Source organism: Catenibacterium sp. RTP21428st1_D7_RTP21428_210409 (assembly GCF_040227455.1).
GTDB classification, from domain to species: Bacteria; Bacillota_I; Bacilli_A; order Erysipelotrichales; family Coprobacillaceae; genus Catenibacterium; species Catenibacterium mitsuoka_A.
Window position 1 is genome coordinate 1 of the sequence record NZ_JBEHVX010000013.1, and the last position, 13,665, is coordinate 13,665.

The 13,665-nt window shown below is 35.1% G+C and carries 13 protein-coding genes and 1 tRNA gene; all 14 read left to right on the plus strand.

All coding sequences use genetic code 11. The annotated features are described in order from the left end of the window. Window positions 1–194: 194 nt before the first annotated feature. The 14 genes from ABUA27_RS03375 (at window position 195) to dnaG (ending at window position 13,665) form a co-directional block, all read left to right on the plus strand. A tRNA-His gene (locus tag ABUA27_RS03375) sits at window positions 195–271 on the plus strand. Between the two features lie 105 nt (window positions 272–376). Next, the gene (locus tag ABUA27_RS03380; RefSeq protein WP_129981100.1) at window positions 377–970 is read left to right on the plus strand and encodes a L,D-transpeptidase family protein; all 594 of its coding nucleotides are present in this window, start codon (window positions 377–379) and stop codon (window positions 968–970) included. A 74-nt stretch (window positions 971–1,044) separates the two neighbouring features. Next, window positions 1,045–1,884 carry a diaminopimelate epimerase gene (gene dapF, locus ABUA27_RS03385; protein WP_129981099.1) on the plus strand — a complete coding sequence of 280 codons (840 nt, stop codon included), beginning with the start codon at window positions 1,045–1,047 and terminating at the stop codon, window positions 1,882–1,884. Continuing rightward, on the plus strand, window positions 1,877–2,581 hold the full coding sequence (gene dapD, locus ABUA27_RS03390; RefSeq protein ID WP_278243677.1) for a 2,3,4,5-tetrahydropyridine-2,6-dicarboxylate N-acetyltransferase: 705 nt from the start codon (window positions 1,877–1,879) through the stop codon (window positions 2,579–2,581). The genes dapF and dapD overlap by 8 nt, the downstream gene beginning before the upstream one ends. Before the next feature lie 2 nt (window positions 2,582–2,583). Then, a complete protein-coding gene (locus ABUA27_RS03395) occupies window positions 2,584–3,699 on the plus strand; it encodes a M20 metallopeptidase family protein (RefSeq protein WP_129981097.1) in 1,116 nt (371 codons plus the stop codon). Next, the gene (locus ABUA27_RS03400; protein ID WP_303352654.1) at window positions 3,699–4,874 is read left to right on the plus strand and encodes an aspartate aminotransferase family protein; all 1,176 of its coding nucleotides are present in this window, start codon (window positions 3,699–3,701) and stop codon (window positions 4,872–4,874) included. The genes ABUA27_RS03395 and ABUA27_RS03400 overlap by 1 nt, the downstream gene beginning before the upstream one ends. Window positions 4,875–4,929: 55 nt before the next feature. After that, a complete protein-coding gene (locus tag ABUA27_RS03405) occupies window positions 4,930–6,948 on the plus strand; it encodes a cysteine peptidase family C39 domain-containing protein (protein WP_129981095.1) in 2,019 nt (672 codons plus the stop codon). A gap of 5 nt (window positions 6,949–6,953) precedes the next feature. After that, the gene (ybeY, locus tag ABUA27_RS03410) at window positions 6,954–7,421 is read left to right on the plus strand and encodes an rRNA maturation RNase YbeY (protein WP_117459719.1); all 468 of its coding nucleotides are present in this window, start codon (window positions 6,954–6,956) and stop codon (window positions 7,419–7,421) included. Next, window positions 7,421–7,816, plus strand: a complete 396-nt coding sequence (gene cdd, locus ABUA27_RS03415; protein WP_129981094.1) for a cytidine deaminase — start codon at window positions 7,421–7,423, stop codon at window positions 7,814–7,816. The genes ybeY and cdd overlap by 1 nt, the downstream gene beginning before the upstream one ends. Next, a complete protein-coding gene (gene era / locus ABUA27_RS03420; RefSeq protein ID WP_129981093.1) occupies window positions 7,813–8,709 on the plus strand; it encodes a GTPase Era in 897 nt (298 codons plus the stop codon). The genes cdd and era overlap by 4 nt, the downstream gene beginning before the upstream one ends. Further along, window positions 8,696–9,433 carry a DNA repair protein RecO gene (recO, locus tag ABUA27_RS03425; protein ID WP_129981092.1) on the plus strand — a complete coding sequence of 246 codons (738 nt, stop codon included), beginning with the start codon at window positions 8,696–8,698 and terminating at the stop codon, window positions 9,431–9,433. Before era ends, recO begins: the two co-directional genes overlap by 14 nt. Before the next feature lie 15 nt (window positions 9,434–9,448). Then, window positions 9,449–10,372, plus strand: a complete 924-nt coding sequence (locus ABUA27_RS03430) for a serine aminopeptidase domain-containing protein (protein ID WP_129981091.1) — start codon at window positions 9,449–9,451, stop codon at window positions 10,370–10,372. Between the two features lie 137 nt (window positions 10,373–10,509). Continuing rightward, window positions 10,510–11,886, plus strand: a complete 1,377-nt coding sequence (locus ABUA27_RS03435) for a glycine--tRNA ligase (protein WP_129981090.1) — start codon at window positions 10,510–10,512, stop codon at window positions 11,884–11,886. Window positions 11,887–11,898: 12 nt separating this feature from the next. Beyond that, window positions 11,899–13,665 carry a DNA primase gene (gene dnaG, locus ABUA27_RS03440; protein ID WP_287968313.1) on the plus strand — a complete coding sequence of 589 codons (1,767 nt, stop codon included), beginning with the start codon at window positions 11,899–11,901 and terminating at the stop codon, window positions 13,663–13,665.

A 13,665-nucleotide genomic window follows, 5' to 3' on the forward strand; every position in this document is an offset into this window, starting at 1 on the left:
TTTACAAAAATTGAGAATAGGGGCCTGCGGCCACGCGAATTGGGATAAAGGGGCATGCCCCTTTATCCCAATTCCTTGATTCCAGTTTCATTTTACAATTGAGGATTTTAAATTTCTTTAAAAAAAGTTAAATTTTCTCTTTACAAACTATCAGCACTTGTATATAATCTTACTTGTCTCTTACGAGAGATATGGCGGTTGTGGTGAAGCGGTTAACACACCGGATTGTGGCTCCGGCATTTCGTGGGTTCGATCCCCATCAGCCGCCCCATTTGAAAATAACTCTGGTTTACCAGAGTTTTTATTTTATTTAAATAAAGGAACTGTATTTTCATATAGTTCCTTTTTTAATATAATGTAGCCAGGAGGCGGTTACATGAATATAGAAAGCTTAAAAGCATCAAAGAAAACAGATCAGCTCTTTTTGGTTTGTGTCGATCATTATAATACAAGTCATGCGACATTCTATTATTATAAGAAAGAAGAAAAATGGAGGCTTGTCTTACAAACGCCAGCACTTATTGGACAAAGAGGCATGGGTGAAGGAAAAGAAGGCGCAAGACAAACACCTATAGGTGAATATACTTTTGGGAAACTCATGGGTATTGCGCCAGATCCTGGCACAAAGATGGATTATCATCAGATTACTGAAGATGATTATTGGTGTGGTGAACAGTATTATAATGAGTTTGTGGATGAAAAGACTAGGGACCATTCTCATTGTACAAAAGAGAATGATGAACACTTGATAGATTATACTAAACCTTATGAATATACAGCCTTCTTTAACTATAATAAGGAATGTATTAAAGGAAAGGGAAGTGCTTATTTCTTTCACTGTTTTGGCACTCATGACTATACAATGGGATGCGTTGCCTTACATCATGATATTGTGAAATATCTCTTTACTATTATTGATGAAAAGACGATTATGATCATCGATTCTTATGATAATTTGTATAAATATTAGTTAGTGTCACTATGATAATTTTGTGTTATACTTTCAATAAGTTCAGACTATGAACAAGAAAGGTGTAAAAGAAAATGTTGAAATTCTTGAAAATGGAAGGTATCGGGAATGATTATGTTTACTTTGATGGAATCAATCAGAATGTTCCAACAGATGAAACATTTATCAAGAAGGTATCTAATCGTCATATAGGTATTGGCAGTGATGGTGTCATTATCATCTTACCAAGTGAAACATGTGATTTCAGAATGCGTATGTTCAACCTTGATGGTAGTGAAGGAAAGATGTGTGGAAATGGAATCCGCTGCTTTTCTAAATTTGTGTATGATCAAGGCTTAACTGATAAGACAACATTGAAGATTGAAACACTTGCAGGAATAAGAACTTGTGAATTGAATGTAGAAGATGGAAAGGTAACAAGTGTCTGTGTAGATATGGGTGAACCAATTACTCTATGTTCTGATATTCCAGTGAATTATTCTAAGGTAGAGATGGTGAATGCGCCTATTGAAATAGATGGAAATACATATTATTGTACAGCTGTTTCTATGGGTAATCCGCATGTCATCCAGTATGTAGATACACTTGATTTTGATATCGAAGCAATTGGTCCTAAGTTTGAGCATGCTTCTTTATTCCCTGAATCAGTCAATACAGAATTTGTAAAGGTTGTTGATAGACAACATCTAAAGATGCGTGTATGGGAAAGAGGCAGTGGTGAAACAATGGCTTGTGGTACAGGTGCATGTGCTGTGATGTATGCAAGTTATCTCAACAACAAGTGTGATGAGAAAGTGGATGTAGAATTGTTAGGGGGTCATTTACAGATTGAACTCCGTGATAAGAAGATATTTATGACAGGTCCTGCAAGGACTACTTTTGAAGGTACATTAAAGGAGGAAAATTATGCTTAAAACTGCAGAAGAAATTATCCAGTATATTGGAAATGCGAAAAAACAGACACCAGTCAAGGTATATATCAATGGTCATGATTTACCTAAGGCTGAAGGATTCAAGATGTTTGGTACAGAAGATTCTAAAATCTGTATTGGGGACCTTGACGCAATCCGTACTTATTTAGAAGAAAACAAAGATAAGATCACTGATACTTATATGGAACAGGATCGTCGTAATAGTGCGATTCCTATGATTGATATGACAAATATCAACGCTCGTATTGAACCAGGCTGCTTTATCCGTGAACATGTCACTATTGGAGATAATGCAGTTATCATGATGGGTGCAGTTATCAATATTGGTGCTAAGATTGGTGAAGGTTCTATGATTGATATGGGTGCAGTACTAGGAGGACGTGCTGAAGTTGGTAAACATTGTCACGTTGGTGCAGGTGCAGTGCTTGCAGGTGTTATTGAACCCCCTTCAGCAAACCCAGTTGTCTTAGAAGATGACGTATTAATTGGTGCCAATGCGGTTGTTATTGAAGGTGTAAGAATTGGTAAGGGTGCTGTCGTAGGTGCAGGTTCTATCGTTACTAAGGATGTACCAGCAGGTGCAGTAGTAGTTGGTAACCCAGCTCGTATTGTGAAAGAAGAAAAAGACGACCAGACAAAAGATAAGACTCAGTTAATGGATGATTTAAGAAAGATTTAATCATGGATGATTTAAAGAGATGGCGCAGGGATCTACATCAGATTCCTGAGCTAGGATTAGAAGAGACACAAACAACAGCTTACCTAAAAGCGGAACTGGAAAAGATGGGGTATCAGCCACAGCCATTATTAGAAACAGGACTTTATGTCTTTATTGATCATGGCTATGGTAAATCAGTGGCTTTTAGAACAGATATTGATGGCTTACCTGTCAATGAAGAAACAGGTGTAGATTTTGCCTCTACCCATAAAGGAATCATGCATGCTTGTGGACATGATGGCCATATGACTGCACTTCTAGGCTTTGCGAAGGCTTTAAAAGAGAATAAAGAACCTATTCTTTATGATATTCTTTTAATCTTCCAGCCTGCTGAAGAATCTCCTGGTGGGGCACGCATTGTCTGTGAAAAAGGTTTATTAAAACAGTTTAATGTAGAATCTATTTTTGGTATTCACCTGATGCCTTTATTAGATGAAGGTGTGATTGCTTCTAAACCAGGTGGTTTAATGGCTGAATGTGGTGAATTAGATGTAAAAGTAATAGGAAGAGGGGCTCATGCAGGTTTACCTCATGAAGGTGTAGATTCTTTACTTATTGCTTGTTCTTTAATTAATGAATACCAGCATATTTTGACAAGAATGAAGACACCATTCCATCCAGCTATTATGAATATTGGAGAAATTCATGGTGGTACAGCACGTAATAGTGTGGCCAAGGAAACAGAATTCCATGGCACAGTACGTTGTTATAGTGATGAAATGTTTGCCCATCTCACAGATTCTATAGGACGTATTAATAAAGGCTTTGAAGAAGCCTATGGATGTCGAATTGAGTGGAGCTGTCCACCATTCTATCCAGCTGTCATCAATGATAAAAAGCTATTTAACTATGTCTCATCAATTACTTCATTAAAAGAATTAGATGAGCCACTCATGCTTGCTGAGGATTTCTCTTTCTATCAGAAAGAGGTAAAAGGTCTATTTATCTTTGTCGGTACTAAAACAAAGGAATTCCAAAGTGGACTCCATACAGGTACATTCAACTTTAATGAATCTGTATTACAGTCTGTTGTGGATATGTATATGAAAATCATTTTGAATTATCAGGAGGAACAGTAATGGGGTATTATGAAGAAGGAGAACAGTATTTTCTTCATGCTTATGGTAGATATGATACTGTTTTAGATCATGGAGAAGGTGTATATCTCTATGATACAGAAGGTAATAAATACTTAGATTTCTATAGTGGTATTGGTGTCAATTCACTTGGTTATGGTTATCCTGCTTATATAGAAGCAGTAGAAAAACAGTTAAAGACATTAACTCATGTGTCTAACTATTTCTATACTGTTCCTGCCATTGAAGCAGCTAAGAAAGTAGTAGAAGCAACTCGTCTTTCAAAGGTATTCTTCTGTAACTCAGGTGCAGAAGCAACTGAAGGGGCATTAAAGCTTGCACGTAAATATTACTTCTTAAAACACCATAAGGCTGATAGTGAAGTCATCGCATTCCATCAGTCATTCCATGGACGTACTACAGGTTCTGTTAAGTTAACTGGTAATGCACATTATCAGCAGGCATTTGGTCCATTAATGGAAGGTGTAAAATATGCCACTTTAAATGATTTGGAAAGCGTTAAAGCCTTACTTACTGATCGTACAGGCGCTATTATTGTAGAACCAGTACAGGGTGAAGGTGGTGTCAATCCTTGCACAAAAGAATTCTTACAGGGATTAAGACAAATCTGTGATGAAAAAGATATCTGTCTTATTCTTGATGAAGTACAGTGTGGTATGGGAAGAACAGGAACAATCATGACTTATTTCCAGTATGATATCTTACCTGATATTGTATGTCTTGCGAAAGGTATTGGCTGTGGTGTACCAGTAGGCGCATTTGTAGCTAATGCAAAGTTTGCGAAGGCAATGGAACCAGGAGACCATGGAAGTACTTATGGAGGTAATCCATTAGTGACTGCTGCTGTCTCTACTGTATTTGATATCTTAAAGAAGGATTCAATTGTAGAAAACTGTAAAGAAGTATCTGAATATCTTTTAGAAGAATTAGATAAAGTAGTCAAAGACTATGATTGTGTAGTAGGTCATAGAGGTTTAGGATTAATGCAGGGAATTGTATTAAATGTCCCAGCTAAGAAATATGTCCAGGCATTACTTGATGAAGGTGTTATTGTAGTAACTGCTGGTGAAAAAGTAATTCGTTTATTACCACCTCTAGTGATCACAAAAGAACATGTTGATGAATTTATTACTAAACTTAGAAAAGTTTTAGGATAAAATATTAAGAAATCTCTCACTTATGAAGGAATAAATAAGTGGGAGGTTTTTTTATATGCGTAAATATCCTATATATCTTCAGGATGATGAAGTATCCTGTGGCGTTTATTGTATCAAGATGATTTTAAAATATTATGATATTGAAGAAGACACACTCAATATTAAAAGAAAAGCACGTATGGATCATACTGGAACGACTATTAAAGGTTTAGTAGAAACATTGAAATCCTATGCGATAGAAGCAAAAGCCTATCATGCTTCTTTAAAAGACATAGAAGAACATATCACCTTACCTTGTATCTTACATACAATAGAAGATGGTATAGGTCATTTTGTAGTACTCTATGAAATCAAGGGAGATACGTATATTATTGGTGATCCAGCCCATGGTATTGTGGTCTATGATCAAGAAGAATTGACATCAATTTATACAGAGAATGTTGTATCTATTACACATATTGGGCGCTATTTTGAATATGAGAATAAGACATTTAAACAGTTCTTAAAAGAAATCAAGAAACTCTATCATAAAGATATTAGAAAACTAGGAAGCTATACATTCTTTATCACATTATTCTCTTATGTGTTATCACTTATCTATGCATCACTCATTGATTATATGAAGGTTAAAACACCCATTGTGGTATTAATGATTGTATCAGGTGCATATTTTATTATCGGCTTAATAAAGATTGGAATAGAAAAGACAAAAGAGAAGAAAAGTATCCTTCTCACACGTGCTTTTGATAAAGAGTTTGTCTATACAAGTATTAGTCAAGTTATGGATCATAAAGGAGATACAGGAACACTCCATCCACAAATCATGGACTTATACCAGTTAAGTGAGTTTTGTATCGCCTATTTTAGTATCTTCTATGTAGATCTTGTTTCTATTGTATTAGAACTACTTGGTTTATTACTTATTTCTACGCAATTATCATTAGTACTTATTATTGTGTTAGTTATTTTAGGAATCTTTGTTTATTTTAAGAGTAAACATTTTATAGAACTCTATAAAGACTATATCGCTGCTCATATTGAATCAGAACATGCACTCATTGATTATTTAGATCAAAGAGAAATAGGAAAGAGATATTATGGAAAACATCAATGGCTTAAAAGATATGAACATTACTATGAGAATGAAGCCAATCATAAACAGGATCAGGAAGAATTCTCATTAACACTCTCTACTGGTATGCATATGATCCAAATACTTGGAGAAGCACTTATATTATTTGTAGGATTGTTCCTCTATCATAATAAGAGTATCAGCATGGGTGAATTGATTCTATTCTATATGGTTTATAATATGATTCTTATTCCCCTTATTCATCTCTGTACTACTTTAGTAGAATATTCTCAAAGTACAGTACTTTATGAGAAATATAAGGAACTTACAACACCATTCGTACAAGGTAAGTTATTGATAGAAGAACCAATTCATACTATTTATATGAATAATGTAAGTTATGCTTATGGCTTCCATGAACCTGTTTTAAATCATCTTGATTTAGAAATTAATCATTCATTCTTTATATTTGGAGATAATGGTTCAGGTAAATCTACATTAGCTTATTTACTAGAAGGTAATGATTCACATTATCGTGGTGAAATACTCGTGAATAATAAGCCTTTAAAAGACATCAATCAGGATTCTTTAAAGAAACATATCATTCTTGTAGAAGAACATGAATCATTTATACCTGGTTCTATCAAAGAAGTATTGAATTGTGAGGATGAAGAACGTATACTTCATGTATTACTTTCCTTAACAGGAGAAAGATTGATTGAACTAGGAGATTCACCTATCACTTCTCAGGGACTTCCTTTATCATTAGGAGAACAACAGATTCTTTCACTTGCCCGTGCATTGTTGTGTGATGGAGATATTTATATTCTTGATGAAGCCCTCAGTCATCTCTCTTTTGAACGTAAAGAAATCATCATTCAAACTTTGTTTGAAACATATCAAGAAAAGTTATTTGTGGTGATTTCACATGATAAAAAAATCATGAACATGGGATATGACTATGTTATAATGGAAAAAGGAAAAATCATCGAGAAAGGGTGATATTAATGAATATAGATTTTGTATTTGATAATGAAGTAGAGAACTTTGAAAATAATTATGAACAGGATTTTACAGCTATTATTGAACAGGCTTTAAAGACTTTAGGTATTGAAGATGATGTAGAAGTATCATGTGTTCTTGTAGATGATGAAAGAATACATGAAATTAATAGAGAATATCGTCATATTGATCGTTCCACTGATGTCATCAGTTTCGCAATGGAAGATAATGATCAATTTTATGTAGAAGGTATGCCTAGAACTTTAGGAGATATTTTTATTTCTGTAGATCATGCTAAGAAACAGGCAGAAGAATATGGTCATTCCTTGAGAAGAGAAATGTGTTTCTTGTTTACACATGGTATTCTACATTTATTAGGATATGATCATATGACAGATGAACAAGAAAAAGAAATGTTTGGCTTACAGGATCAAATCCTAGGTGCTTTAAGCATTGAAAGAGAGGGAGCCTAATGGATTATCAATATCTTGTAGATGAAGCTTTTAAGGCAAGAGAGAATGCATATACCCCTTATTCACATTTTAAAGTAGGCGCATGCTGTGAACTTAATGATGGCAAGCTGATTTATGGTGCCAATATTGAGAATGCAGCTTATGGCTCTACAATGTGTGCTGAGCGTAATGCAGTATTTCAGGCTTATTGCCAAGGCTACCGTAAAGAGGATATTAAAGCACTTGCGATTGTTGGAGATGGACCGACATTGATTTCACCTTGCGGTTCATGTCGACAGGTATTAAGTGAACTCTTGAAATCTGATACACCTATTGTATTAGGGGCAAGAGATCACTATGAAGTGACTAATATCTATGAATTATTACCTAGAAGTTTTAGTGAGGAGGATTTATGAGTTATAAATCAGGTTTCGTAAGTATTGTAGGACGTCCTAATGTAGGAAAATCTACTTTATTAAATCATATTTTAAAGACAAAATTAGTGATTACATCACCTACTGCCCAGACGACAAGAAATACAGTTCAGGGTGTTTATACAGATGATGAAGCACAGATTGTATTTGTAGATACACCAGGTATTCATAAGCCACAGGATGGCTTAGGATCATTTATGAATACAACAGCTTTAAATAGTATTGTAGGAACTGATGTGATTCTATTTATTGAACCTGCCAATGAACGTATTGGTAAGGGAGACCGCTTTATTGTAGAAAGGTTAAAGAAAGCAGAATGTCCTGTCTATCTTGTGTTAAATAAAGCAGATCTTCTTTCTAAAGATGAATTAATGGATAAACTGATTGAATGGAATCAGATGATGGACTTTAAGGAAATCATTCCAATTAGTGCACTTAATGGGGATAATGTGGATGAATTAATTAAGACTGTCAAACAGGATTTGCCAGAAGGACCAGCTATTTATCCAGAAGATACAATTACAGATCATCCAGAACAGTTCATTATGGCTGAATTTATTCGTGAAAAAATTCTTTATTTCACTCATGATGAAATTCCACATGATGTGGCGATAGAAATTGAACAGTGGATTGAAGATGAAAATGGAATAGATATCATGGCTGTGATTATTGTGAATAGAAAGAGTCAGAAGGGTATTATCATTGGTAAGCAGGGTACAATGATCAAGAAGATCAAAGACCAGGCAAGACGTGATATGAAACGTTTTGCGGGGGTTCCTGTTAAACTTTCACTCTTTGTAAGAGTAGAAAAAGACTGGCGTAATAAAGCACAGTATTTAAAGGAATTTGGTTATAACCAGGATGACTACTCATAATATTGAGAAAACAGAAGGGGTTGTACTTAAAATAACACCTTCAAAAGAATCTGATGCAATACTTTCTATTTATACACATGACTATGGTAGAATATCAGTCTATGGAAAAGGAATTAGAAAAATCAATTCTAAAAATGCGCGTGGTGTCACACCTTCCTCGTTAAGCTTATTTGAGCTAAATGTACGTAAAGGATTATCATCTCTTATACGTGCTTCAGGAATTAAGTATTATACACATATCCAGGATCATATAGAAACAGATATACTAGCACAATGCTTATTAGAATATTATTATCGCTATGTTCCTGAAAATAAACCTGATCTAGAGACTTATACATTTTTAGTAGATGCTTTAAAAGCTATAGATACAGGATACTCATATAAATTGATTTATGCATTGATTCTTGTCTTTATTATGAAAGATAACGGAATAGAGTTAGAAGTAGACGGATGTGTTCATTGTGGACATACATCAGTCACTTCTTTTTCACTTGTAGATGGTGGTTTTGTATGCCATAAGCATCAAACACCACAGGATGTAGAATTATCTATAGATGCACTGAAGGCAATACGTCATATATATAAGACACCCATAGCCCATATTGATGCATTATCTATAGATGAAGCAGTACTTAAAGAGATATTATTCATATTTGAACATTATATTGATGAATATTGTGGAATATATCTCAATGCGTTACGTTTTGTGAAGGAATGGATATGAGGGGAGGAATGATGTATGAAGCATGAAGAAACTTATACATCAACACTACATACACATGTTCACTTTTTCATTTATGAACCACAGGTGATCATTAGAGTCAAGGCTGTCTTATTTGTACAGCATGATCTTAATGAAAATGCATCTAACTATGATCATTTTGCGAATTTCATGTGTGATAAGGGATATGTAGTCGTAGTGAGTGATATGGTCGGACATGGTCATTCACTTATTGATTTTGAACAAGGTTATTTTGGGAAAACAGATGTCCTTGATTATTTGATGAAGGATATGCATCATCTGCAGAAGGTGATGATGGCACGTTATACAGATACACCTTATTATTATATAGGTACAGGACTAGGTGCACAGATGATTCGTGAATATGCAGCACGCTTTGGAGACTATTTCCAGGGAATGTTGTTGATGGGAGCAGTGTCCGGAGTCAGAGCGTACCGCTATAAGAATCTTTGTCTTAACTTCTTTAAACTGATGAAGGGTGAAAGATATCATCTCAATAAACTGGCATTAAGAAACAGAATGAAGTTATCACATCATTTCAATGGAGATCATCCGTTCTCTTATCTCACAGATAATGAACAACTAGTGAATAGATTTTCTAATGATACATTGACAAACTTCTCTTATACAGTTAAAGGCTATAGTGATATCTACAAAATTTCTAGACATGCTAACAGTGAAGAGACATATCAGAAAACACCAACATACTTATCTACATGGATTGCATCCGGTGCACTTGATCCTCTTACTCGTTTAGGTAAAGATGCCCAGCTCATCTATCGTAACTATAAAACACTAGGTATGGCGGATATCACATTAAAAATCTATGACAACAAACGTCATGCATTACTATTTGGTAAGGATCGTATCAATGTCTATACAGATATTCTTACCTGGCTAAACGCACGTACTTACATCTAACCTTTCTTTCAGAAAGGTTCTTTTTTATACCCTTATAATTGGTTGACAAATATACACTATAAGGGTATAAATAGTGGGACTATAAAGTTCATGGCTTAGGTTATTCCTAAGTCATTTCTTATCTCAAGGAGGAAAATATGGCTACAAAAGATATGGAAAAGCTAATTGCACATGCAAAAGGTGAAGGTTTTGTCTATCAAGGTTCAGAAATCTATGATGGACTCGCAAATACATGGGATTACGGACCAATGGGTGTTCAGTTAAAGAACAACATTAAAAACTTATGGTGGAAGAGATTCGTTCAGGAATGTCCTTACAACGTAGGTATTGATTCTGCAATCTTTATGAATCCAAGAGTTTGGCAGGCAAGTGGACATGTAGGTAACTTCAATGACCCACTTATTGACTGTAAACAGTGTAAATCAAGACATAGAGCGGATAAATTAATTGAAGCTTATGATCCTGAATTACATCCAGATGGATGGACTCCAGAAGAAATGATGACTTTTATTAGAGAACATAACATTGCATGTCCTGAATGTGGTGGACATGATTTCACAGATATCAGACAGTTCGAATTAATGTTTGAAACATCTATGGGTGTTGTAAAGGATGCAAAGAGTAAGATCTATTTGAGACCAGAAACTGCTCAGGGTATCTTTGTAAACTTCAAGAATGTTCAGAGAACATCACGTAAGAAATTACCATTTGGTATTGGACAGATTGGTAAATCATTCCGTAACGAAATCACTCCAGGTAACTTCATTTTCCGTACAAGAGAATTTGAACAGATGGAACTTGAATTCTTTACAAAACCAAATGAAGACTTAGAATGGTTTGAAAAATGGCGTCATGACTGTATGCAGTTCTTATATGATTTAGGTATCAATAAAGAAAACTTAAGATACAGAGACCATGACCAGAAAGAACTTTCTTTCTACTCTAAAGCAACAACAGATATCGAATACTTATACCCATTTGGATGGGGTGAATTATGGGGTATCGCAGATCGTACTGATTACGACTTAGGACGTCATCAGGAATATTCTAAGAAGAACTTAGAATACTTAGATCCAGACACTCATGAAAAGTATCTTCCATACGTTATTGAACCATCAGTAGGTGCAGACCGTTTATTCTTATCAGTTCTTGCAGATGCATTTGAAGAACAGGAACTTGAAAATGGTGATGTAAGAAAAGTTATGCATTTCCATCCTGCATTAGCTCCAGTAAAGGTTGCAGTATTACCACTTACTAAGAAGCAGTCTGATGAAGCAATGGAACTTTATAATGATTTAGTAAAAGATTTCTATTGTGAATATGATCAGGCAGGTCAGATTGGTAAGAGATATAGAAGACAGGATGCTATTGGTACACCATTATGTGTGACTGTAGACTTCGATACAGCTGAAGATCATAGCGTTACTGTAAGAGATCGTGACACTATGGAACAGATCAGATTACCAATTGATCAGTTAAAAGCTTATATTGCAGATAAAACACGTTTTAACTAAGAGGATGATTAGATGGCAAGATTATCACAGGAAAAGATTGATGAAATCAGACAAAGCGTAGATATCGTTGATGTGATGGGCCAATACCTTGAACTTCATAAAAAAGGCAAGAACTATATGGCTATCTGTCCTTTCCATGATGATAATCATCCATCTTTATCTATTTCACAATCAAGACAGATTTATAAATGTTTTGTATGCGGCAACGGAGGGAATGTTTTCACATTTATTCAGGAATATTTAAAGGTTCCTTTCGTAGAAGCCGTTATGAAAGTGGCAGAGTTTGGACATGTAGATATGTCCGGCTATTCACTAGAGAAGCGTGTTGTGAAAGTAGATGAGGCGCTTGCGCCTCTTTATGATATGCACGCTTTTGCCTTGAAGCTTTATATGTATTATCTCTATACACAATCAGGTAAACAGGCACTTGATTATTTACGTCATCGTGGTTTTGATGATGAACTCATTAAGATGTTTGGAATTGGGTATGCGCCAGATAAATCCATCTTACATGAACGTTTCCAGAAGGAAGGCTATACTGAAGTTGCTCAGGTGAAATCAGGATTAGTTTTAGAAAATGACCGTCATTATGATCGTTTTCATGATCGTGTGATGTTTCCTCTCCATGATGAATTTGGAAAGGTTGTAGGTTTTTCTGGAAGAATCTATAAAGCACAGGATAAGAATTCTAAATATATGAACTCACCAGAGTCTGATATATTTATTAAAGGTAAAACACTTTATAATTACCATCGTGCGAAAGAAGCAGTCCGTCAGGCAGGCTTTGTATATATTAATGAAGGGTTCATGGATGTAATTGCGATGCATCGTGCTCATCATGATAACTGTATTGCCTTGATGGGGACAGCTCTTACTAAAGATCATTTAAGAATGTTGAAGCGTATGACACGTACGATTCATTTATGCTTAGATGGTGATATGGCAGGGCAGGCTGCAGCTATGAAATCAAGTGATTTACTTACATCACAGGGCTTTGAAGTCAAGATTGTATTATTACCTGATGGAAGAGATCCAGATGAGATCTTATCAACAGAAGGTATAGAGGGTCTTGATGCTGTTTTAAAGGATACTTTAAGCCCTATTGATTTCATGATGGCCTTTGAATGTTCAAGACTTGATTTACGCAATTATGAAGATCGTAAAACCTTACTTATAAAGGCATGCGAGAAGATTGCAAAGATAGAAGATAGAATTGATCGTGGACACTATATTACGAAACTTTCATCATTGACTGATTTCCCTAAGGAAATCATTGAGGAACAACTTTTAAATAGTTCTGCAATTATTGAACATCATGAACAGTTTTCTCAAAATCGTATTGAAACAATTCAGGACCAGCGTCCTATTCTAGATAAATATACTTTGGCAGAAAAGAATTTATTATTCTATATGTTGAATGACCGTCAGGTCAGTGATATTTATGAAGCAAAAGCAGGCTTTATGCACAATGATACATATCGTGCACTTGCTGCTTATATTAGAGACTATTATCGTACGCATCAAACAATGGATATTGCGAACCTGATTGATAAGATTGGGAGTTCTCATTCAACCCTTGTGAATGCGTTGACAGATATTGCGGAGTGTTCACTTCCACTCCCTTATCAAAAAGAAGTGATTGATGATTATATTGCGAGAATTACAGAAAATACCAAGAATATTCGTGAACAGGAATTACAGGAACAGTTTAAGAATGTTCTTGCGCCTAGCGCAAAAGCTGAGATTCTCCAAAAGCTAATTGATTTAAAAAAGGAGTAG

Coding starts and splice junctions, on each gene's coding strand:
- recO (WP_129981092.1), top strand. CDS start 8,696: ATGACTACTCATAATATTGAGAAAACAGAAGGGGTTGTACTTAAAATA.
- era (WP_129981093.1), top strand. CDS start 7,813: ATGAGTTATAAATCAGGTTTCGTAAGTATTGTAGGACGTCCTAATGTA.
- ybeY (WP_117459719.1), top strand. CDS start 6,954: ATGAATATAGATTTTGTATTTGATAATGAAGTAGAGAACTTTGAAAAT.
- cdd (WP_129981094.1), top strand. CDS start 7,421: ATGGATTATCAATATCTTGTAGATGAAGCTTTTAAGGCAAGAGAGAAT.
- dnaG (WP_287968313.1), top strand. CDS start 11,899: ATGGCAAGATTATCACAGGAAAAGATTGATGAAATCAGACAAAGCGTA.
- dapD (WP_278243677.1), top strand. CDS start 1,877: ATGCTTAAAACTGCAGAAGAAATTATCCAGTATATTGGAAATGCGAAA.
- ABUA27_RS03435 (WP_129981090.1), top strand. CDS start 10,510: ATGGCTACAAAAGATATGGAAAAGCTAATTGCACATGCAAAAGGTGAA.
- ABUA27_RS03430 (WP_129981091.1), top strand. CDS start 9,449: ATGAAGCATGAAGAAACTTATACATCAACACTACATACACATGTTCAC.
- ABUA27_RS03395 (WP_129981097.1), top strand. CDS start 2,584: ATGGATGATTTAAAGAGATGGCGCAGGGATCTACATCAGATTCCTGAG.
- dapF (WP_129981099.1), top strand. CDS start 1,045: ATGTTGAAATTCTTGAAAATGGAAGGTATCGGGAATGATTATGTTTAC.
- ABUA27_RS03405 (WP_129981095.1), top strand. CDS start 4,930: ATGCGTAAATATCCTATATATCTTCAGGATGATGAAGTATCCTGTGGC.
- ABUA27_RS03400 (WP_303352654.1), top strand. CDS start 3,699: ATGGGGTATTATGAAGAAGGAGAACAGTATTTTCTTCATGCTTATGGT.
- ABUA27_RS03380 (WP_129981100.1), top strand. CDS start 377: ATGAATATAGAAAGCTTAAAAGCATCAAAGAAAACAGATCAGCTCTTT.